Below are 20,125 nucleotides of genomic sequence, written 5' to 3' on the forward strand. Positions count from 1 at the left end.
GTCACCCACAGGGTCGGTGGATAAAAAACCGGGGTTGACCTGGGAAAACGGGGTTATCCACCGTTTCCACAGGCCCTACTACTACCCCCATAGAGAGTTAGGCCGGTTTCGGTTTTCAAGCGGGTCCTGTGCACAACTCGTCGATCGCCCGCCCCGACGCCTCGCTCCCGACTTGACCGCCAGCCGCACGGACTGTCGGCGCCGTACGTCAGACTGGTCCCCGGCATCGGTCGAGGCATCGACGAGCCGACGACGAAGGCCGGCAGACGAGCGAGCAACAGCAGGAGGCGGTTCCGGTGAAGATCCGGGTGGAGCGCGACGTACTGGCGGAGGCGGTGGCTTGGGCCGCCCGTAGCCTCCCGGCCCGGCCGCCGGTGCCCGTTCTCGCGGGCCTGCTGCTGAAGGCCGAGGAGGGCAAGCTGAGCCTCTCCGGCTTCGACTACGAGGTCTCGGCCCGGGTCTCCGTCGAGGCGGACGTCGAGGAGGACGGCACCGTCCTGGTCTCCGGCCGGCTGCTCGCGGACATCTGCCGCGCCCTCCCCAACCGCCCGGTGGAGATTTCCACAGACGGTGTACGGGCGACCGTGGTCTGCGGCTCCTCGCGATTCACACTCCACACCCTGCCTGTGGAGGAGTACCCGGCACTGCCGCAGATGCCGACCGCGACCGGCACCGTCGCCGGCGAGGTCTTCGCCTCCGCCGCCAAGCAGGTGGCCACCGCCGCCGGCCGTGACGACACGCTTCCGGTGCTGACCGGTGTCCGCATCGAGATCGAGGGCGACCGCGTCACCCTGGCCTCCACCGACCGCTACCGCTTCGCGGTCCGCGAGTTCCTGTGGAAGCCGGAGAACCCGGACGCCTCGGCCGTGGCCCTGGTGCCCGCCAAGACGCTCCAGGAGATCGCCAACTCGCTGACCAGCGGTGACACCGTGACCCTGGCGCTGTCCGGCTCCGGTGCGGGCGAGGGCCTGATCGGTTTCGAGGGCGCCGGCCGCCGCACCACCACCCGGCTGCTCGAGGGCGACCTGCCCAAGTACCGGACGCTGTTCCCGACGGAGTTCAACTCGATCGCCGTGATCGAGACCGCGCCCTTCGTCGAGGCGGTCAAGCGCGTGGCCCTGGTGGCCGAGCGCAACACCCCGGTCCGCCTCAGCTTCGAGAAGGGCGTGCTGATCCTGGAGGCCGGCTCCTCCGACGACGCACAGGCTGTGGAAAGGGTCGACGCCCAGCTGGACGGCGACGACATCTCGATCGCCTTCAACCCGACCTTCCTGCTGGACGGCCTGAGCGCGATCGCCTCCCCGGTCGCCCAGCTCAGCTTCACCACGTCGACCAAGCCCGCGCTGCTCAGCGGCCGCCCGGCGATCGACGCGGAAGCGGACGAGACCTACAAGTACCTGATCATGCCGGTGCGCCTCTCCGGTTGATTCTTCGCAGGTCAGGCCCGGTTTCGCGGTCCGCGAGACCGGGCCTGACCACGTTGCGGGAACACCTGCGCGGCCGCGCGCGCCCCGTGAAGCCGGGCGGCGTGCCCCGGCGTAGGCTCGGGGCCTGGGGTGTCCCCGGGATCCACGGGCACCCCGGCAAAGACGGCCACAACGCTTAAGGAACCACCTGATGGAGCTTGGTCTCGTCGGTCTCGGCAAGATGGGCGGCAACATGCGCGAGCGCATCCGCCGCGCAGGCCACGACGTCATCGGATACGACCGCAACCCGGACCTTGCCGATGTCCACAGCCTGCGGGAACTTGTGGACAGCCTGCAGGCCCCCCGCGTCGTGTGGGTGATGGTCCCGGCAGGTGCGGCGACGCAGTCCACCGTCGACGAGCTCGCGGAGCTGCTCTCGATCGGCGACATCGTCGTCGACGGCGGCAACTCGCGCTGGACCGACGACGAGAAGCACGCGGCGGAGCTGGCGGCCAAGGGCATCGGCTTCGTCGACTGCGGCGTCTCCGGCGGCGTGTGGGGCCTGGAGAACGGCTACGCGCTCATGTACGGCGGCGAGAAGGACCACGTCGCCCGGGTGCAGCCGGTCTTCGACGCCCTCAAGCCCGAGGGCGAGTTCGGCGCCGTGCACGCCGGCAAGGTCGGCGCGGGCCACTTCGCGAAGATGGTCCACAACGGCATCGAGTACGCCATGATGCAGGCCTACGCCGAGGGCTGGGAGCTCCTGGAGAAGGTGGACTCGGTCACCGACGTCCGCGAGGTCTTCCGCTCCTGGCAGGAGGGCACCGTCATCCGCTCCTGGCTGCTGGACCTGGCCGTGAACGCCCTCGACCAGGACGAGCACCTGGAGCAGCTGCGCGGCTTCGCGCAGGACTCCGGTGAGGGACGCTGGACGGTGGAGGCCGCGATCGACCACGCCGTACCGCTGCCCGCGATCACCGCGTCGCTGTTCGCGCGCTTCGCGTCTCGGCAGGACGACTCCCCGCAGATGAAGATGATCGCCGCGCTGCGCAACCAGTTCGGCGGCCACGCGGTCGAGAAGATCTAGCGCTTCGCAGCGCAGCACCACAGCAGCACATCGAGCAGTTGGAAGCCGGGGGAGGTCGGCGCCGTATGCACGTTTCGCATCTCTCATTGGCCGACTTCCGCTCGTACGCCCGGGCCGAGGTTCCCCTCGCCCCGGGCGTCACCGCTTTCGTGGGCCCCAACGGCCAGGGCAAGACCAACCTCGTCGAGGCCATCGGCTATCTCGCGACCCTCGGCAGCCACCGGGTCTCCTCGGACGCCCCGCTCGTGCGCATGGGCGCGGACCGGGCGGTCATCCGCGCGGCCGTCACCCAGGGCGAGCGCCGGCAGCTGGTGGAGCTGGAGCTCAATCCCGGGCGGGCGAACCGGGCCCGGATCAACCGTTCCTCGCAGGTCAGGCCGCGGGACGTGCTGGGGATCATACGGACGGTGCTGTTCGCGCCGGAGGACCTGGCCCTGGTCAAGGGCGACCCGGGCGAGCGGCGCCGGTTCCTGGACGAGCTGGTCACGGCGCGCTCGCCGCGGATGGCCGCGGTCCGCTCCGACTACGAGCGGGTGCTCAAGCAGCGCAACACCCTGCTGAAGTCCGCGGCGATGGCCCGCCGGCACGGCGGGCGCTCCCTGGACCTGTCCACCCTCGACGTGTGGGACCAGCACCTCGCGCGCGCGGGCGCGGAGCTGCTGGCGCAGCGGCTGGACCTGATCGCGACGCTGCTGCCGCTGGCCGACAAGGCCTACGAGCAGCTCGCACCCGGCGGCGGCCCGCTCGGGCTGGCGTACCGCTCCTCGGCCGGCGAGCCGGTGGACGGCGGGGCCGCCCGCACCCGCGAGGACCTCTACGAGGTGCTCCTGACCGCCCTGGCCGACGTACGCAAGCAGGAGATCGAGCGCGGTGTGACCCTGGTGGGCCCGCACCGCGACGACGTGCTGCTGCGGCTGGGGGAACTGCCCGCGAAGGGGTACGCGAGCCACGGGGAGTCGTGGTCGTACGCGCTGGCCCTGCGCCTGGCCTCGTACGAGCTGCTGCGCTCGGAGGGCAGCGAGCCGGTGCTGATCCTGGACGACGTGTTCGCGGAGCTGGACGCGCGGCGCCGGGAGCGGCTGGCGGAGCTGGTGGCGCCGGGCGAGCAGGTCCTGGTGACGGCGGCGGTCGACGACGACGTCCCGGGGGTGCTGGCGGGAACGCGGTTCGGGGTGTCCGGTGGTGAGGTGACCCGGCTGTGAACGAGCACGGCAAGGACCCGCAGGAGGGTCGCAGGCCCCCGGAGGTCTCCGGGGTGGACCTCGCGCGCCAGGCCCTCGCGGCGGCGCGTGAGCAGGCGCGCGCCCGGGGCAACGCGGCCGGCGGCAAGCGGCGCCAGCAGCCCGGGCTGCGCTCGGGAGCCCGCGCGGACGGCCGGGACCCGATGCCGTTGATGGCGGCGCTGGACCGGCTGCGCACGGAGCGCGGCTGGGAGATGCCGATGGCGGTGGCGGGCGTGATGGAGCGCTGGCCGGAGATCGTCGGCCCGGAGATCGCGGCCCACTGTGAACCGGAACGCTACGAGGACCGTGAACTGGTCGTGCGCTGCGATTCGTCGGCGTGGGCGGCGCAGCTGAAGCTGCTGGCTCCGCAGCTGGTGGCGCGGCTGAACGCGGATCTGGGGCAGGGCACGGTGCGGATGATCAAGGTGCAGGGTCCCGGCGGGCGGCCCAAGGGGTACGGGCCGTGGCGGGCGCCGGGGAGCAAGGGCCCGGGCGACACCTACGGCTGACGGGTCCATGCGGCCCCGGACCCCGCGCCTCAAGCGTCGGCGGGGCTGTTCGTGGTGGCGTCCCTCACGGTAGTCGGAGCTTGACAGCCCGAAGGGCTGGATGCCCGTGTGAGCCTCTTTGAGCCCCTTCCCGGATGTGGGGAGTCGGAGAGAGGAGGTTCAGGGCGGCACATGCGGACTCAGGTACCGGCAAACCCCCATTCATGTCAGTGGTACCGGTAGACTGAACGAGAATCCCGCCCTTTCGCGGGATCACGCAGACAACGCAGATCGACGCGGCCGCTCCCGCCGGTGCACTCGCTGGTCCGGGGTACGGGCTGCGCTGTGCCAGAGAGGGCGCTTCGTGGCCGATTCCGGCGACTCCAACGAGAAGAATTACGACGCCAGTGCGATCCAGGTCCTCGAGGGCCTGGACGCGGTCCGCAAGCGGCCGGGTATGTACATCGGCTCGACGGGTGAGCGTGGTCTGCACCACCTCGTCTACGAGGTGGTCGACAACTCGGTCGACGAGGCGCTGGCAGGGCACGCGGACACGATCGACGTGACGATCCTCGCCGACGGCGGGGTGCGCGTGGTGGACAACGGCCGCGGCATCCCGGTCGGCATCGTGCCGTCCGAGGGCAAGCCCGCCCTTGAGGTCGTCCTGACGGTCCTGCACGCGGGCGGCAAGTTCGGCGGTGGCGGCTACGCCGTCTCCGGTGGTCTGCACGGTGTCGGTGTGTCCGTCGTGAACGCCCTGTCGACGAAGGTCGCGGTCGAGGTCAAGACGGACGGCCACCGCTGGACCCAGGACTACAAGCTGGGCGTGCCGACGGCCCCGCTGGCCAAGAACGAGGAGACCGCCGAGACGGGCACCTCGGTCACCTTCTGGGCCGACGGCGACATCTTCGAGACGACCGAGTACTCCTTCGAGACGCTGTCGCGGCGCTTCCAGGAGATGGCCTTCCTCAACAAGGGCCTCACCCTGACGCTGACCGACGAGCGTGAATCGGCGAAGGCGACCGTCGGTGCGGACGACCCCGACGCGGACGCGGCGGAGCCCGTGGCGCGCACGGTGAAGTACCACTACGAGGGCGGCATCGTCGACTTCGTGAAGTACCTCAACTCGCGCAAGGGTGAGCTCATCCACCCGACCGTCATCGACGTAGAGGCCGAGGACAAGGAGCGGATGCTCTCGGTCGAGATCGCGATGCAGTGGAACTCGCAGTACACGGAGGGGGTCTACTCCTTCGCGAACACGATCCACACGCACGAGGGCGGTACGCACGAGGAGGGCTTCCGTGCGGCGCTGACGGGCCTGGTCAACCGGTACGCGCGCGAGAAGAAGCTGCTGCGCGAGAAGGACGACAACCTCGCCGGCGAGGACGTCCGCGAGGGTCTGACGGCGATCATCTCGGTGAAGCTGGGCGAGCCGCAGTTCGAGGGCCAGACGAAGACCAAGCTGGGCAACACGGAGGCCAAGACCTTCGTGCAGAAGGTCGTGCACGAGCACCTGAACGACTGGTTCGACCGCAACCCGGTCGAGGCCGCGGACATCATCCGCAAGTCGATCCAGGCGGCCACGGCGCGCGTCGCGGCCCGTAAGGCCCGTGACCTCACCCGTCGCAAGGGTCTGCTGGAGAGCGCCTCGCTGCCGGGCAAGCTGTCCGACTGCCAGTCGAACGACCCGACCAAGTGCGAGATCTTCATCGTCGAGGGTGACTCGGCCGGCGGCTCCGCGAAGTCCGGCCGCAACCCGATGTACCAGGCCATCCTGCCGATCCGCGGCAAGATCCTGAACGTCGAGAAGGCCCGGATCGACAAGATCCTCCAGAACACCGAGGTCCAGGCGCTGATCAGTGCCTTCGGTACCGGTGTGCACGAGGACTTCGACATCGAGAAGCTCCGCTATCACAAGATCATCCTGATGGCGGACGCCGACGTCGACGGCCAGCACATCAACACCCTGCTGCTGACCTTCCTCTTCCGCTTCATGCGGCCGCTGGTCGAGGCCGGTCACGTGTACCTGTCGCGCCCGCCCCTCTACAAGATCAAGTGGGGCCGGGACGACTTCGAGTACGCGTACTCGGACCGCGAGCGCGATGCGCTGGTGGAGCTCGGCAAGCAGAACGGCAAGCGGATCAAGGAAGACTCGATCCAGCGCTTCAAGGGTCTGGGCGAGATGAACGCCGAGGAACTGCGCGTCACCACGATGGACGTGGACCACCGTGTGCTGGGCCAGGTCACGCTGGACGACGCGGCGCAGGCCGACGACCTGTTCTCGGTGCTGATGGGTGAGGACGTCGAAGCCCGGCGCTCCTTCATCCAGCGCAACGCCAAGGACGTCCGCTTCCTCGACATCTGAGTCGGCTCCGCTGACCGCCGCCTGAAAGGACTTCTGACCAGCAATGGCCGACGAAACCACCCAACCCGCAAAGAACGCCGAGAACGCCGCGGAGGAGCAGCCCGTGATGCGCATCGAGCCCGTCGGGCTCGAGACGGAGATGCAGCGCTCCTACCTCGACTACGCGATGTCCGTCATCGTCTCGCGCGCCCTGCCGGACGTACGCGACGGGCTCAAGCCGGTGCACCGCCGCGTGCTGTACGCGATGTACGACGGCGGCTACCGGCCCGAGAAGGGCTTCTACAAGTGCGCCCGTGTCGTCGGCGACGTCATGGGTACGTACCACCCGCACGGTGACAGCTCGATCTACGACGCGCTGGTCCGCCTGGCCCAGCCGTGGTCGATGCGCATGCCGCTGGTCGACAGCAACGGCAACTTCGGCTCCCCGGGCAACGACCCGGCGGCCGCGATGCGCTACACCGAGTGCAAGCTCATGCCGCAGGCCATGGAGATGCTCCGGGACATCGACGAGGAGACCGTCGACTTCCAGGACAACTACGACGGCCGCAACCAGGAGCCCACCGTCCTGCCGGCGCGCTTCCCGAACCTGCTGGTCAACGGCAGCGCCGGCATCGCGGTCGGCATGGCGACGAACATCCCGCCGCACAACCTCCGCGAGGTCGCGGCCGGCGCCCAGTGGGCGCTGGAGCACCCGCAGGCCTCGCACGAGGAGCTCCAGGACGCGCTCATCGAGCGGATCAAGGGCCCCGACTTCCCGTCGGGCGCGCTGGTCGTGGGCCGCAAGGGCATCGAGGAGGCGTACCGGACCGGTCGCGGCTCCATCACGATGCGCGCGGTGGTGGAGGTCGAGGAGATCCAGAACCGCCAGTGCCTGGTGGTCACCGAGCTCCCGTACCAGACCAACCCCGACAACCTCGCGCAGAAGATCGCGGACCTGGTCAAGGACGGCAAGGTCGGCGGCATCGCCGACGTCCGTGACGAGACCTCCTCGCGGACCGGCCAGCGCCTGGTGATCGTCCTCAAGCGCGACGCCGTCGCCAAGGTCGTGCTGAACAACCTGTACAAGCACACCGAGCTGCAGACGAACTTCGGCGCGAACATGCTCGCGCTGGTGGACGGCGTGCCGCGCACGCTGTCGATCGACGCGTTCATCCGCCACTGGGTGACGCACGAGATCGAGGTCATCGTCCGGCGTACGAAGTTCCGCCTGCGCAAGGCGGAGGAGCGCGCCCACATCCTGCGCGGTCTGCTCAAGGCGCTGGACGCGATCGACGAGGTCATCGCGCTGATCCGGCGCAGCAACACGGTCGAGATCGCGCGCGAGGGCCTGATGGGCCTCCTGGAGATCGACGAGATCCAGGCGAACGCGATCCTGGAGATGCAGCTGCGCCGCCTCGCGGCCCTGGAGCGCCAGAAGATCGTCGCCGAGCACGACGAGCTCCAGTCGAAGATCAACGAGTACAACGCCATCCTGGCCTCGGAGGAGCGTCAGCGCTCCATCGTCAGCGAGGAACTGGCGGCGATCGTCGAGAAGTTCGGCGACGACCGGCGTTCCAAGCTGGTGCCCTTCGACGGTGACATGTCCATCGAGGACCTGATCGCCGAAGAGGACATCGTCGTCACGATCACGCACGGCGGCTACGTCAAGCGCACCAAGACCGAGGACTACCGCTCGCAGAAGCGCGGCGGCAAGGGCGTGCGCGGCACCAAGCTGAAGCAGGACGACCTGGTCGACCACTTCTTCGTCTCCACCACGCACCACTGGCTGCTGTTCTTCACGAACAAGGGCCGGGTCTACCGCTCCAAGGCGTACGAGCTGCCGGACGCCGGCCGCGACGCCCGCGGGCAGCACGTGGCGAACCTGCTGGCCTTCCAGCCGGACGAGAAGATCGCCCAGATCCTCGCGATCCGCGACTACGAGGCGGCGCCGTACCTGATCCTGGCCACCAAGGGCGGCCTGGTGAAGAAGACGGCGCTCAAGGACTACGATTCGCCCCGTTCGGGTGGCGTGATCGCCATCAACCTGCGGGAGACGGGCGCCGACGGCGCCGACGGCACTGCCGACGAGCTGATCGGCGCGGAGCTGGTGTCCGCCGAGGACGACCTGCTGCTGATCAGCAAGAAGGCGCAGTCGATCCGCTTCACGGCGACCGACGACGCGCTGCGCCCGATGGGCCGCGCGACATCGGGCGTAAAGGGCATGAGTTTCCGCGAAGGTGACGAACTGCTCTCCATGAACGTGGTGAGGCCGGGTACGTTCGTCTTCACCGCGACCGACGGCGGCTACGCCAAGCGGACGCCGGTCGACGAGTACCGCGTCCAGGGCCGTGGCGGTCTGGGTATCAAGGCCGCCAAGATCGTGGAGGACCGCGGATCGCTCGTCGGGGCGCTCGTGGTGGACGAGACGGACGAGATTCTCGCCATCACGCTCGGCGGAGGTGTGATTCGTACGCGCGTCAACGAAGTCAGGGAGACCGGCCGTGACACCATGGGCGTCCAGCTGATCAACCTGGGGAAGCGCGATGCCGTGGTCGGTATCGCCCGCAACGCCGAGGCCGGTCAGGAAGCTGACGAGGTCGAGGCCGACGAGAACGACACCGAGGTGGCCGACGGACAGGCCATCGAGGCCGCCGAGGGCACGCAGCCTTCGGCCGGGGAGCACGAGGAGTAAGTCGTGAGTGGAGCCACGGGCGCCGGACCGGCCAAGACTGGAGCGAACGGTGCCCGTGGCCCCGCCGCGGACTCCCAGGGGGGAACCGTGACGGACACCCGAGGACCGCAGCCGGCGGTCGACGCCGACGCCGGCCAGGACAAGCCCGCACAGCCGTACCACCCGCCGCAGGCCTACGCGGCGCCCTCGGGCCCGGGGACGCCGCGGGGCGGTACGGGAGCGGGCGCGCAGCGCAAGCCGCGCCCGGGGGTCCGTACGGCCCCCCGCACGCGCAAGGCACGGCTGCGGGTGGCCAAGGCCGACCCGTGGTCGGTCATGAAGGTCAGCTTCCTGCTGTCGATCGCGCTCGGCATCTGCACGATCGTGGCGTCGGTGGTGCTGTGGATGGTCATGGACGCGATGGGCGTCTTCTCGACCGTCGGCGGCACGATCAGCGAGGCCACCGGCTCGAACGAGGGCAACGGCTTCGACCTCCAGTCGTTCCTGTCGCTGCCGCGCGTTCTGATCTTCACTTCGGTCATCGCGGTGATCGACGTGGTGCTGGCGACGGCACTGGCGACGCTGGGCGCGTTCATCTACAACCTGTCGGCGGGCTTCGTCGGCGGTGTGGAGCTGACGCTCGCCGAGGACGAGTAGGTCCTCCGGCGAAGCGCCCGCGACGGGTCGGATGACCTGCGCAGACGCCTCTGGGCAACGGATTTTGGCCTGACCGGGTCTGTGCGCTAATCTTCAGGAGTCAGCGCGCAGCGCGGATGGGGCTATAGCTCAGTTGGTTAGAGCGCATCCCTGATAAGGATGAGGCCACAGGTTCAAATCCTGTTAGCCCCACAGTGTCGAAGACCCCCAGGCCAAGGCCTGGGGGTCTTTGTCGTTGGGCCAGTTGCGGGGCCGGGAGGTCACCGATCGGTATCGGTCGGTGTGTATTGTTGGGCGCCAGAAGTCCCCTACGTCAACGAAAGACGAGGTCGCGCGGTGAAGAAGCTGCTCCTGGTCGCACTGGCCGCCATCGGCGGGCTCCTCGTGTACCGCCAGATCCAGGCGGACCGCGCCGAGCAGGACCTGTGGACGGAGGCAACTGACTCCGTGCCCTCTGGTTCCGGTGTGTGAGACCCAAGGCTGATCGCATGAAGCCCCGGCTGCCGCTGCGGCCGGGGCTTTGTGCTGTTCTGTGACGAAAACTTCCGTTATGCAAAGATTTGGCTTGCGCTAGCAAACTCGGGGTGGGCGTGGTGGGTCGGGTACGGACGACAGTGTGGGCGGCGGCCCTGGGCCTCGTGGTGGGCCTGCCGGGGGTCGCGTACGCCGAGGGGTCCGCGCCCGGGCCCCTCCCGGCGTACCGGCCCGCGGACGGCGCCAAGGAGATCGAGGGCAAGCCCTCCACGGCGGACGCCCCGCAGATCGACCCCGGCAGCGTCTACCAGGACCGGATCGAGCCGGGGGAGCGCTTGTACCGGCTCGTCCTCGGCAAGGACGAGTCCAACGTCTACGTCTCCGCCGTGGTCCGCCCCGCGGCGGGTGCGAAGGTGTCCGGCGGCGACGGCGTCGAGGTGGAGATCATGACCACCGCCGGGAGCTCCTGCCCGGGCAGCACCGGCCGGGCGAACTTCGGCTACGACGCGTACCCGATCGGCGCGGCCGGCGTCCGGTGGGGCGCCGAGGACCGGGAGTGCGCGGCCGCGGGCGTCTACTACGCCAAGGTCACCCGTACGTCGGCCAAGGGCTACGACCAGAGCCCGTGGCCACTGGAGATCAAGGTCCAGCAGGAGCCCGGCCGCGGCGCGGGCGTCCCCACCACCGCGCCCAGCGTCTGGCCGTCGGGTTCCCCCTCCCTGCCCGGGATCGAGGCGGTGCCCCGTACGGGCGGCACCGGCTTCAACGACGCCCGCGCGCTGGGTGCCGGGGTGTGGCGCGACGAGGTGCGGGCCGGCCAGACCGTCTTCTACCGGGTCCCGCTGGACTGGGGGCAGCAGCTGGGCCTCGGCGCCGAGCTGTCCGCCGCCACGATGACCAAGACCTACGGTTCGGCCTCGGGCGGGCTCACCGTCTCGCTCTACAGCCCGTACCGGAGCCTGATCGCCGACAAGGACACCTCGTACGACGGCAAGCAGGCCGGGGTCACCCTGACGAAGACCCCTCCCGTCGCCTACGAGAACCGTTTCGCCAGTGACCGGACCGTGCAGCCGGTGTCCCTCGCGGGCTGGTACTACATCGCGGTGACCATGGGCTCGAAGGTCGCCGAGTTCACCGAGGACGCGGCGCCCGTGCCGCTGACCCTGCGCCTGGAGGTCGCCGGCAAGCCGGCCAAGGCGCCCGCGTACAAGGCGAGTCCGGCCGCGGGTGACTTCGGGGTGGGCGAGGAGGACCGGGCCGCCGCGAAGGAGGGGCTCACCGCCCCGGAGGCGGCCGAGGCGGCCGAGCGGCACTCGACGATGCGGGTCGTGGCGGTCGCCGGCTTCGGCGCCGGTACGGCCCTGCTGCTGGTGCTGGGCAGCTGGATGCTCCTCGGGCGGCGGGGGCGCGGGGCTGCGGCCGCTGGGTGAGTCCCCCTACGGGACGAGCCCCTAGAGCTGTGTGAGGGCCCAGACGCCCACCGCGAAGCAGACCAGCGCCGCGGCGAGGAGCGAGGCCACCACCTTCGCCGGGGGCGGGGCGATCCCGCCGCCCGCCCGGACCGGCGGCCCGGCGGGGGCCGCGGGCACCGGTGTGGTCGGCGGCGGCAGGTGGAAGCTGCCCGTCTCCGAGGGCCCGTACCCGGGCACCCGGGCCGGGACGGCGGGGGTGGCCGGGGCCGCCGGGACCGGTGCGGGCGGGGCCATCGACGCCGTCCGGGCCGTGCCGCGCGGATCGGTACGGGTGGGCTCCGCGGCCACCGTCACGGAGGCGGAGGCCCCCGGATCCACAGTGGCCACGGCGGGCGCCTGCGGGGCCACCGAGGCGGTGCCCAGCGGGCCCTGCGGACCGAATCCGGGCGGCAGCGGGCCGAGTTGGTCGAACACCTCCACCGGGTCCTCGTCCGGGGCGGGCGGCGGCAGCAGCTCCACGGCCTCGGCAAGGGCCTTGCGCGCCCCCGTGGCCGTCCGGAAGCGGCTCTGGGGGTCCGGCTGCAGGAGACCGGCGAGGACGTCCCAGAGCGGGGCGGGAACGCCTTCGGGAGCGCCCGGGGTGCCATGGGCGAGGAAGTGCTCGACCAGGGCTTGGGAATCGGGCTTGCGGCCCTGGAGGAGGTACAGGGCGACCAGTCCGGCTGCGAAGAGGTCCGCGGGGAAGTCCGGTTCGGCGCCCAGGAGTTGTTCGGGGGCGAAATAGCCCGGTGTGCCGACCACGTAGTTGGTCTCGGTCAGCCGGGGCTCGCCCTTGCGCATGGAGATGCCGAAGTCGGACAGCCGCAGGTGCGGCCGCCCGGTTCCGGTGGCCTCCATCAGGATGTTGGCCGGCTTGATGTCGCGGTGCACCACGCCCTCCGCGTGCACCGCCGCCAGCCCCGACAGGAGCTGGTCGAGCAGGGTGCACACGAAGCGGGGCGGCAGGGGCCCGTAGTCCCCGATCACGTGGCCGAGCGAGCCGCCGCCGACCAGGTCCATGGTGAAGAGGACCTTGTCGTCGTCGGCCGCCCAGCTGGCGGGAGCCAGTACGTGCGGATGGTCGATCCGCAGCGCCTGCTCCCGTACGAACCGCAGGAGCGTGTGGGCGTCGCTCTGCAGGAGGACCTTCGCCGCGACGTAGCGGCGACGGCGGTGGTCCCACGCCCGCCATACGGCGCCCGCGCCACCGCGTCCGATCGGATCGATCAGCTCGTACCGACCGGCGAAGACCTCACCCATCGCTGTGCCCGTCCCCCGTCACCCGTCGTCCGCCCTCGTGCGTGTCAGTTTTGGTGGGCCTCGTAGTGGGCGACCGCATCGGCGGTGCGGCCCGCGCCGTACACCCGGAGGAACTCTGCCAGTTCCGGGTGGCTGGGGGCGAGGGTGTTCGCCGCGTCGATGATGTCGCCGGCCGCGGAGACCGAGCGCAGCAGCGATTGGATCTCGCGGACGACCCGCTTGACCGTCGGTGCGCCGGAGCTGGTGGTGGTCTGGCCGCTGTTGCTGAGGACGGAGCCTCCCTGGGTCTTCTTGATCTCGTCCATCCGGTCGGTGGCCTCCCCCGCGCTGACGCTGCCGTCGGCCACCTGGCCGGCGAGATCCTGGAGGGCCTGGACGCGCTGGACCACGGCCGGGTTCCCGATCTTGGCGCGCTGGCCGCTCATCAGCTGGGACAGCATGGGCGCCGACAGTCCGAGGACGGCAGCGAGGCGGGCCTGGTTCAAGCCGAGGTCATCTATGAGCCGGCGGAAGAGCGCCCCCAGCGGCTCCCCGTACCAACTGCGCTGAAGCTCTCTGGCTCTGGCCGTGGCCTCTTGTTGTACTGCGTCCACTCTTACTACTCCCCTTCGCTGGTGCGAACCTCGCGAGCATCTTACGGAGAGTGGTCGCACCGCGGGAGTCCCTATCATTTTGCGAGATGAGGGGGTACACCCGGTACTCTGTTCTGCGGAACGACCACACCTCCCGCACGGGACGGGTGCGTCCACTTCCATGGGGCCTTAGCTCAGTTGGTAGAGCGCTGCCTTTGCAAGGCAGATGTCAGGAGTTCGAATCTCCTAGGCTCCACATAGAAATGCCCTCCGACCTGCGGAAACGCAGTCTCGGAGGGCATTTTTTTCGTGCCGGGTGGTCGAAACGTCATGGTTCGCCGGACGGCCCGTCAGGAGGCTGTCCTGGCGGAGCCGGCGGGCGCAGCAGGGTGGCGACCACGGCGCACAGCACGACGCGGACCGCGGTGAGTCCCCACACGACGGTGTGGAACGCGGAGTCGTAGGACCGGGCGAAGGCCGCCCGCCGCCCGGCCGGCGACCCGGTCCGCCTGCGAGGCGCCGGCGTGGTCGCCGATGCCGTCCTCGATGCGGCTGCCGAGCACGGTCGCGAGGACCGGTCCGTACACCGCGACCGCGCTCAGCGGTCGCGCAGTTCCAGCGTGCAGCACTTGACGCTGCCGCCGGCCTTGAGCAGCTCGGACAGCTCGACCCCGATCGGCTCGAAGCCGCGGGCCCGCAGCTTGGCGTGCAGGCCCGTGGCCGCGGCGGGCAGGAGAACGTGGCGGCCGTCGGAGAAGGCGTTGAGACCGAAGACGGCCGCGTCCTCGGCGCCGGCCAGGATCGCCGTGGGGAACATGGCGCGCAGTACGGCCTGGCTGCCCTGGGAGAAGGCGGCCGGGTAGTACATGACCTCGTCCTCCGACAGCACGGAGAGCGCGGTGTCCAGGTGGTAGTACTCCGGGTTCACCAGGGTCAGCGAGGTGACCGGCAGGCCGAAGAACTCCTGCGCCTCCGCGTGTGAACGCGGGTCCGTGCGGAAGCCGGTACCGGCCAGCAGGCGGCGGCCGACGGTGAGGATGTCGCCCTCGCCCTCGTTGACGAACTCGGGCCACAGCGTGTCCGTGTAGCCGCGGCCCTCCAGCCACCGCAGGTACGCGGGACCCTCGGCGGTGCGCTCCGCGTGCCGGAACCGGGCACCGAAGACCTTGCCGTCGACCACGGTGGCGCCGTTGGCCGCGAAGACCATGTCGGGCAGGCCCTCGATCGGATCTATCTCCTCGACCACGTGGCCGAGTTCGAGGTACAGGTCACGCAGACCCTCCCACTGGCTGACGGCGAGCGCGTTGTCCGTGGCGTGCTGCGGGTTCATCCACGGGTTGATCGAATACGTGACGTCGTAGTGCCGGGGCCGGCACATCAGCAGACGGCGGCGCGTGGCGACCCGTGTGGGGCTCTCGGAACGGTAGAGCGCGCCGGCAGGGGTGATGGAGTCGGTGAGCGGCACGAGGGCTCCTTCTCATGGGGTTTCGATGGAAGCCCGACTGCCCGAGGGATGGTTCGGCCAGCCGGATGCGTGTGACGCAACTGATCACGTGGGCCCATGGAAAACGTGCCCCGCATTGACCGGAAGCCGCTTTGGACACCGGCCAATCAACCCGCCCGCCGGGGTCCCGGCCGAGTTGATTGTCCGTGCCCTGCTCGCCTTCCGGGCAATCGGGCGCTGCCGTGGAATGTGGTCATCACCCGGGAGGCAACGCAAGGACGCGAACCGTCCTGCCTGACCGTACGAACTGTCCACCTGTTCCATCTGGAGGTACTTCCATGGCGCATCGCAATGTCGAACTGCTCGCAGTCGGCGCAGGCCCGGCGAACCTGGCGCTGGCGGTCGCCGTCGAGGAGCTCGCACCCGAGCTGGCCGGTGACACCCTGCTGATCGAGCGCGAGCAGGACATCGTGTGGCAGCGCGGGATGCTGCTGCCCGACGCACTCAGCCAGGTTTCCTTCCTCAAGGACCTGGTCACCATGCGCAATCCGTGCAGCCGCTTTTCCTTCGTCAATTTCCTGCACTCGCAGGAACGCCTCGACGCCTTCGTCAACCTGGCGAGTTTTGTTCCCTACCGCAGCGAGATATCCGAGTACCTGCAGTGGGTCGCCAATGAGCTCGAGACGGTGCAGGTCGAATACGGCCGCGAATGCGCCGGCGTCGAGGCGGTGACGGGCGACGACGGCGAGCTCTCCGGCTGGCTGGTCACCCTGGCCGACGGCGACACCATCGGCTGCCGCTACCTCGTGATCGGCGCCGGCCGCGACGCCCACGTCCCCGCCGTGTTCGACGGTCTGCCCGCCGAGCGCGTCATCCACAGCACCCAGTACACGCAGCGCATAGCCGGCGTGCGGGCCGACCTGCCGCACCGCGTCGCGGTGATCGGCGGCGCGCAGAGCGCGGCCGAGCTGTTCGGCGCCGCGCTGCGCGACCTGCCCGAGTGCAAGCCGACGATGATCATGCGGTCCATCGGCCTGAACGGTTACGAGAGCAGCAAGTTCACCAACGAGCTCTACTACACGTCCTTCATCGACGAGTTCTACGGCTCGTCGCCGGACGCCCGCGAGCAGCTGCTCGGCGAGATGTACCGCTCCAACTACGGCGGTCTCTCCCCCGCCACCCTCGACGGCCTGTACCGGCAGTTCTACCAGGACCGCCGCTCCGGCCAGGAGCGTCTGGCGCTGCACCCCATGACGGACGTCACCGGCGCCCGCATGGACGGCGACGAGGTCGTCCTCACCCTCGTCGACCGCAAGTCGGGAGCCGAGCGGGAGATGCGTACGGACCTGGTGCTCCTGGGCACCGGCTTCGTCCGCGAGATGCCGTGGGCGGTCAAGGCCCTCGCGGAGTCGATCGGTCTCGAGGAGATCAACGTGAGCCGTCACTACCGGCTCGACCTGGGCCGCCCGGCGACCGCCGCCTGCTACCTGCAGGGCGTCAACGAGGCCACCCACGGCATCGCCGACTCGCTGCTCAGCGTCCTCGCGGGCCGCTCCGCCGAGATCACCGAGGACATCCTCGCGCACCGCCGGGCCCGATCCGTGGAGGTCCCGGCCCTGCGAGAGCTCGCGTTCGCCGGCGCGGTCTGAGCCCCGCGCACCCCTCACGAGCCGCACCCGCCTGACGAGGAGAGACCGACCCACATGCTCACCAAGCAACTCGACCGCGAAGGACTCACGCACGAGAACGGCCTGGACGCCCAGCGACTGCTGCCCTGGCCCGAGCTCAACGCCCCCTTCGAGGGGTCCTGGTGCGTGATCCGGCCCGGCACCGCATCGACGGCCCACGCCCACCACGAATACGAGATCTTCATCGCCGTCGCCGGCTCCGCCGTCCTGGAGTCGGAGGGCGTCCGCAAGCCCTTCGTGACCGGGGACATCGTCCACTTCACCCCGGGCTCCGAGCACCGGGTGATCAACGAGTCCGACGCGGACTTCGAGATGTACAGCGTCTGGTGGGACCTCGACATGACACAGCGGTTCGCAGCTCGCCACGAAGGAGCCCAGGCATGACACGCCGTACGGTCATCATCGCGCCCCCGCCGACCCCGAACGGCGACCTGCACACCGGGCACCTGGCGGGCCCGTACCTGGCGGGCGACGTGTACGCACGCTACCTGCGGGCGTCGGACCGGCCGGTGGTCTTCACCAGCGGCACCGACGACAGCCAGACCTACGTGGTGGCCAGCGCCGCCCGCGCCGGTCTGACCCCGGAGGAGCTGGCCCTGCGCTCCGCGACGCAGATCCGCGCCACCCTCGAGGCGGCCGGCATATCCGTGGACGGCTTCGCCCCCTTCGACAAGGGCTACAAGCAGACCGTCATCGACTTCGTCACCGACCTCCACAGCGACGGCGCCTTCCGCCTGAAGACGGTGCTGCTGCCGTACGTCGAGGCCACCGGCGAGTACCTGATGGAGGGTCTGGTCGCCGGCGACTGCCCGGTGTGCCTGGTCGAGAGCCGTGGCGGACTCTGCGAGTCCTGCGGACACCCCAACAACTTCGACGAACTGCTGCGGCCCCGCTCCACCGTCGACCCGGCCGCCGTGGTCACGCACCGCGAGACGCAGATCCTCGTCCTGCCGATGGAGGAGTACCGGGACCGCCTCGCCGACTACTACGTCAGGCACCGGGACGTGCTGCGGCCGCACACCGCGCAGCTCATCCGGGAGGCGCTCGACCGGCCGCTGCCGGACTTCCCGATCACCTATCCCACCGCGTGGGGCATCCCGGCGCCGTTCACCGAGACGCCGGGGCAGGTCCTCAACGCCTGGGCCGAGGGCATGGCCGCCTCGATGTACTGCACCTGGTACGCGGCCGAGCAGCTCGGCGAGCACGCCGACCGGTTCGACGAGCACTGGCTGTCCGAGCACGGCATCGACCTCGTGTACTTCCTCGGATTCGACAACGTCTACTTCTGGGGAATGACGCACCTGGCCCTGCTGATGGCGCACGGCGACCGGTACGTCGAGCCGCACGCCATCGTGTCGAACGAGTTCTACGAACTGGAGAACCAGAAGTTCTCCACGAGTAAGGGCCACGTGGTCTGGGCCGCCGATCTGGTGGCCGAGGTACCGCGCGACCTGGTGCGCTTCTACCTGGCGCTGACGGCGCCGGAGCACTCCCGTACGAACTTCAGCCGTGAGGCGCTCGACAGCCTGTCGAGCTCCCGACTGGTCGAGCCGTGGAACCGGCTCGCGGGCCGGCTGGACGAGATGCTCGCCGGTATCCCGGCGGACGCGCGGCTGCCGGTCTCCGCGACCGGTGCCGAGCAGGCGGGGATCGTCGTCGAGCGGTTCCGCTCCCACTACGAGCTGGAGAGCTTCAGCCTCCACCGGGCAGCGGACCTGATCGTCGTGCACCTCGACCGGTTGCTCGGGCAGGCGGACCGCGTCGCCGTGGACGTTCCGAGCGACCTCGGTGACCTGGTCCTCGCCGTCCGGACGCTGACCGCGTGCGCCGCCCCGCTGCTCGTCGACCTCGCGGCCCGTGCCGAGCGGGCCGGGGCCGACCTGACCCTTCCGGCCGGCGCCTTCGCGGCCGAGCCCGTCGCCCCGCTGCGACTCCCCCTCCTGTCCACCGCGGTCGGGGCGTTCGCGCCCGTGGCCGAGCCGGCCGACATCCGAGCCTGACCTCCGAGGAGCACTGTGTCCACGATCGCCCCGCCCCGTTCCAATCGGGCAGAACGACTGCTCATCCCCGCGACCTTCATCACCAACCTGGGCAACGGCATCCAGCTCACCGCCGCCTCGTACCTGGTCTTCACCGAGGCCAACACCATGCTCGCGGTCAGCTGGCTGATGATCGCCGTCACCATCCCGCAGGTGGCCCTGTCCCTCTTCTTCGGCAAGCTCGCCGACCGCTTCGACCGCCGTACCCTGGCGATGATCTCCGACCTGGCCAGCGCGGCCGCCGCGATCGCCCTGCCGGTCTGGCTGGCCCTCGGCGGCAACCCCTCGACCGTCAGCTACGTCGCCAGCTTCGTCCTGTCGATCTCCGCGGCTCTCTTCTTCCCGGCCAGCAACGCCCTGATCAAGGAGCGCATCCCGGAGTCCCGGCTCGCCCAGTTCAACGGCAACGCCGAGATCGCCATCCAGGCCGGCACGCTCGCCTCGGCGGCCCTCGGCGGCTGGGTGATCGTCTGGGTCGGCACCACGTCGCTCTTCTACTTCAACGCGATCACGTTCCTGCTCTCCGCCGTCCTGCTCTTCTTCATCGGCCGCCGCCCGGCAGGCCAGGCCGTCACCGAGGCCGCGGCCAAGGCCGCGTCGGCCGCCGCCGCCCGCCTGGCCGCCTCCCGCCCGCCGCTGGCCCGCCTCGCGCTGCTCTACATCATCGGCAACATCGTGATCATCGTCGGCAACAGCATCATGCTGGTCCTGGTGATCGAGGGCTTCAAGTCCAACGCCGGCTACCTCGGCATCGTGGACGCCCTGTTCGGCATCGGCGCCCTGTTCGCGGCCTGGGCCTTCAAGAAGATCAGTTCCAAGGCCACCGTGCTGAAGACGGCCCTGATCGGCTACATCGCCTTCGCGGTGCTCCTGTCCATGGAGTCCATCCACCTCTACGCGATGATGGCCGTCATCCCCTTCGCCGCCATCGCCTTCTGCGTGGCCCGCATCTCGGCCCGTACCGCCCTGATGAGCGCGGCGCCCGAGGAGAAGACGGGCTTCGTGTTCGGCGCCACCAACGCCTTCGGCCTCGCCGCCGGCACCGCCGCCGTCGTCCTGATCTCGCTCCTCGTCGACTCCACCAACGTGAAGAACGGCTTCTACGCCCTCTCCGCCCTGGTCGTCGTCATCGCCACCCTCACCGTCATCTCGCTCCGCAAGCACGACCGTGAGGTCGCCGCCGCCGAGGCCGCCGCCGCCGAGATCGTGTCCGAGCCCGTCGCCGAGCCCGTCGCCGAGCCCGTCGCCAAGACCGTCACCGAGCCCGTCGCCGAGGCCGTCCCGGCCGAAGCCGTCCCGGCCAAGGTCTGAGGGGGGCCGG

16 protein-coding genes and 2 tRNA genes are annotated in these 20,125 nt (G+C 70.0%); 15 read left to right on the forward strand and 3 right to left on the reverse strand.

Going from position 1 to position 20,125, the window contains the following annotated elements; all coding sequences use genetic code 11:
- Window positions 1-296 precede the first annotated feature (296 nt).
- The 10 genes from dnaN (at window position 297) to ACGFZK_RS15970 (ending at window position 11,780) form a co-directional block, all read left to right on the forward strand.
- Complete coding sequence (gene dnaN, locus ACGFZK_RS15925; protein WP_393849461.1) at window positions 297-1,427, forward strand: DNA polymerase III subunit beta; 1,131 nt, start codon at window positions 297-299, stop codon at window positions 1,425-1,427.
- Window positions 1,428-1,617: 190 nt separating this feature from the next.
- Window positions 1,618-2,493 (forward strand): phosphogluconate dehydrogenase (NAD(+)-dependent, decarboxylating), encoded by an 876-nt coding sequence (gnd, locus tag ACGFZK_RS15930; protein ID WP_393849462.1) that lies wholly within the window; start codon window positions 1,618-1,620, stop codon window positions 2,491-2,493.
- 65 nt (window positions 2,494-2,558) lie between these two features.
- Window positions 2,559-3,695, forward strand: coding sequence for a DNA replication/repair protein RecF (gene recF, locus ACGFZK_RS15935; RefSeq protein ID WP_393849463.1), 1,137 nt, complete (start codon window positions 2,559-2,561; stop codon window positions 3,693-3,695).
- Window positions 3,692-4,225: a DUF721 domain-containing protein gene (locus ACGFZK_RS15940; RefSeq protein WP_393849464.1), complete on the forward strand. Its 534-nt coding sequence runs from the start codon at window positions 3,692-3,694 to the stop codon at window positions 4,223-4,225. The genes recF and ACGFZK_RS15940 overlap by 4 nt, the downstream gene beginning before the upstream one ends.
- A gap of 322 nt (window positions 4,226-4,547) precedes the next feature.
- Window positions 4,548-6,569: a DNA topoisomerase (ATP-hydrolyzing) subunit B gene (gene gyrB / locus ACGFZK_RS15945; protein WP_393849611.1), complete on the forward strand. Its 2,022-nt coding sequence runs from the start codon at window positions 4,548-4,550 to the stop codon at window positions 6,567-6,569.
- Between the two features lie 43 nt (window positions 6,570-6,612).
- Window positions 6,613-9,240 (forward strand): DNA gyrase subunit A, encoded by a 2,628-nt coding sequence (gene gyrA, locus ACGFZK_RS15950; protein WP_393849465.1) that lies wholly within the window; start codon window positions 6,613-6,615, stop codon window positions 9,238-9,240.
- Between the two features lie 87 nt (window positions 9,241-9,327).
- A complete protein-coding gene (locus tag ACGFZK_RS15955; RefSeq protein WP_393849466.1) occupies window positions 9,328-9,876 on the forward strand; it encodes a DUF3566 domain-containing protein in 549 nt (182 codons plus the stop codon).
- 118 nt (window positions 9,877-9,994) lie between these two features.
- A tRNA-Ile gene (locus tag ACGFZK_RS15960) sits at window positions 9,995-10,068 on the forward strand.
- A gap of 144 nt (window positions 10,069-10,212) precedes the next feature.
- The gene (locus ACGFZK_RS15965) at window positions 10,213-10,347 is read left to right on the forward strand and encodes a DLW-39 family protein (protein ID WP_208809277.1); all 135 of its coding nucleotides are present in this window, start codon (window positions 10,213-10,215) and stop codon (window positions 10,345-10,347) included.
- Window positions 10,348-10,460: 113 nt separating this feature from the next.
- On the forward strand, window positions 10,461-11,780 hold the full coding sequence (locus ACGFZK_RS15970; RefSeq protein WP_393849467.1) for a hypothetical protein: 1,320 nt from the start codon (window positions 10,461-10,463) through the stop codon (window positions 11,778-11,780).
- Window positions 11,781-11,801: 21 nt separating this feature from the next.
- On the opposite strand, the gene ACGFZK_RS15975 is transcribed toward ACGFZK_RS15970, so the two are convergent.
- The gene (locus ACGFZK_RS15975; RefSeq protein ID WP_393849468.1) at window positions 11,802-13,061 is read right to left on the reverse strand and encodes a protein kinase; all 1,260 of its coding nucleotides are present in this window, start codon (window positions 13,059-13,061) and stop codon (window positions 11,802-11,804) included.
- 44 nt (window positions 13,062-13,105) lie between these two features.
- Window positions 13,106-13,654 (reverse strand): transcriptional regulator, encoded by a 549-nt coding sequence (locus tag ACGFZK_RS15980; protein ID WP_030012999.1) that lies wholly within the window; start codon window positions 13,652-13,654, stop codon window positions 13,106-13,108.
- A gap of 162 nt (window positions 13,655-13,816) precedes the next feature.
- Here ACGFZK_RS15980 and ACGFZK_RS15985 point away from each other — a divergent pair.
- A tRNA-Ala gene (locus tag ACGFZK_RS15985) sits at window positions 13,817-13,889 on the forward strand.
- Between the two features lie 342 nt (window positions 13,890-14,231).
- Here ACGFZK_RS15985 and ddaH read toward each other — a convergent pair.
- Window positions 14,232-15,098 (reverse strand): dimethylargininase, encoded by an 867-nt coding sequence (gene ddaH, locus ACGFZK_RS15990; protein WP_393849469.1) that lies wholly within the window; start codon window positions 15,096-15,098, stop codon window positions 14,232-14,234.
- Window positions 15,099-15,415: 317 nt separating this feature from the next.
- On the opposite strand from ddaH, the gene ACGFZK_RS15995 reads away from it, so the two are divergent.
- Genes ACGFZK_RS15995 through ACGFZK_RS16010 form a run of 4 tightly spaced genes read left to right on the forward strand, consistent with a single transcriptional unit; the run spans window position 15,416 to window position 20,115 of the window.
- Window positions 15,416-16,726 (forward strand): SidA/IucD/PvdA family monooxygenase, encoded by a 1,311-nt coding sequence (locus ACGFZK_RS15995; protein WP_393849470.1) that lies wholly within the window; start codon window positions 15,416-15,418, stop codon window positions 16,724-16,726.
- 54 nt (window positions 16,727-16,780) lie between these two features.
- Window positions 16,781-17,149, forward strand: coding sequence for a cupin domain-containing protein (locus ACGFZK_RS16000; protein ID WP_393849471.1), 369 nt, complete (start codon window positions 16,781-16,783; stop codon window positions 17,147-17,149).
- Window positions 17,146-18,765: a class I tRNA ligase family protein gene (locus ACGFZK_RS16005; protein ID WP_393849472.1), complete on the forward strand. Its 1,620-nt coding sequence runs from the start codon at window positions 17,146-17,148 to the stop codon at window positions 18,763-18,765. The genes ACGFZK_RS16000 and ACGFZK_RS16005 overlap by 4 nt, the downstream gene beginning before the upstream one ends.
- A gap of 15 nt (window positions 18,766-18,780) precedes the next feature.
- The gene (locus ACGFZK_RS16010) at window positions 18,781-20,115 is read left to right on the forward strand and encodes an MFS transporter (protein WP_393849473.1); all 1,335 of its coding nucleotides are present in this window, start codon (window positions 18,781-18,783) and stop codon (window positions 20,113-20,115) included.
- Window positions 20,116-20,125 lie beyond the last annotated feature (10 nt).

It is taken from the genome of Streptomyces sp. NPDC048257 (assembly GCF_043201855.1).
In the GTDB taxonomy this organism is placed as follows: domain Bacteria; phylum Actinomycetota; class Actinomycetes; order Streptomycetales; family Streptomycetaceae; genus Streptomyces.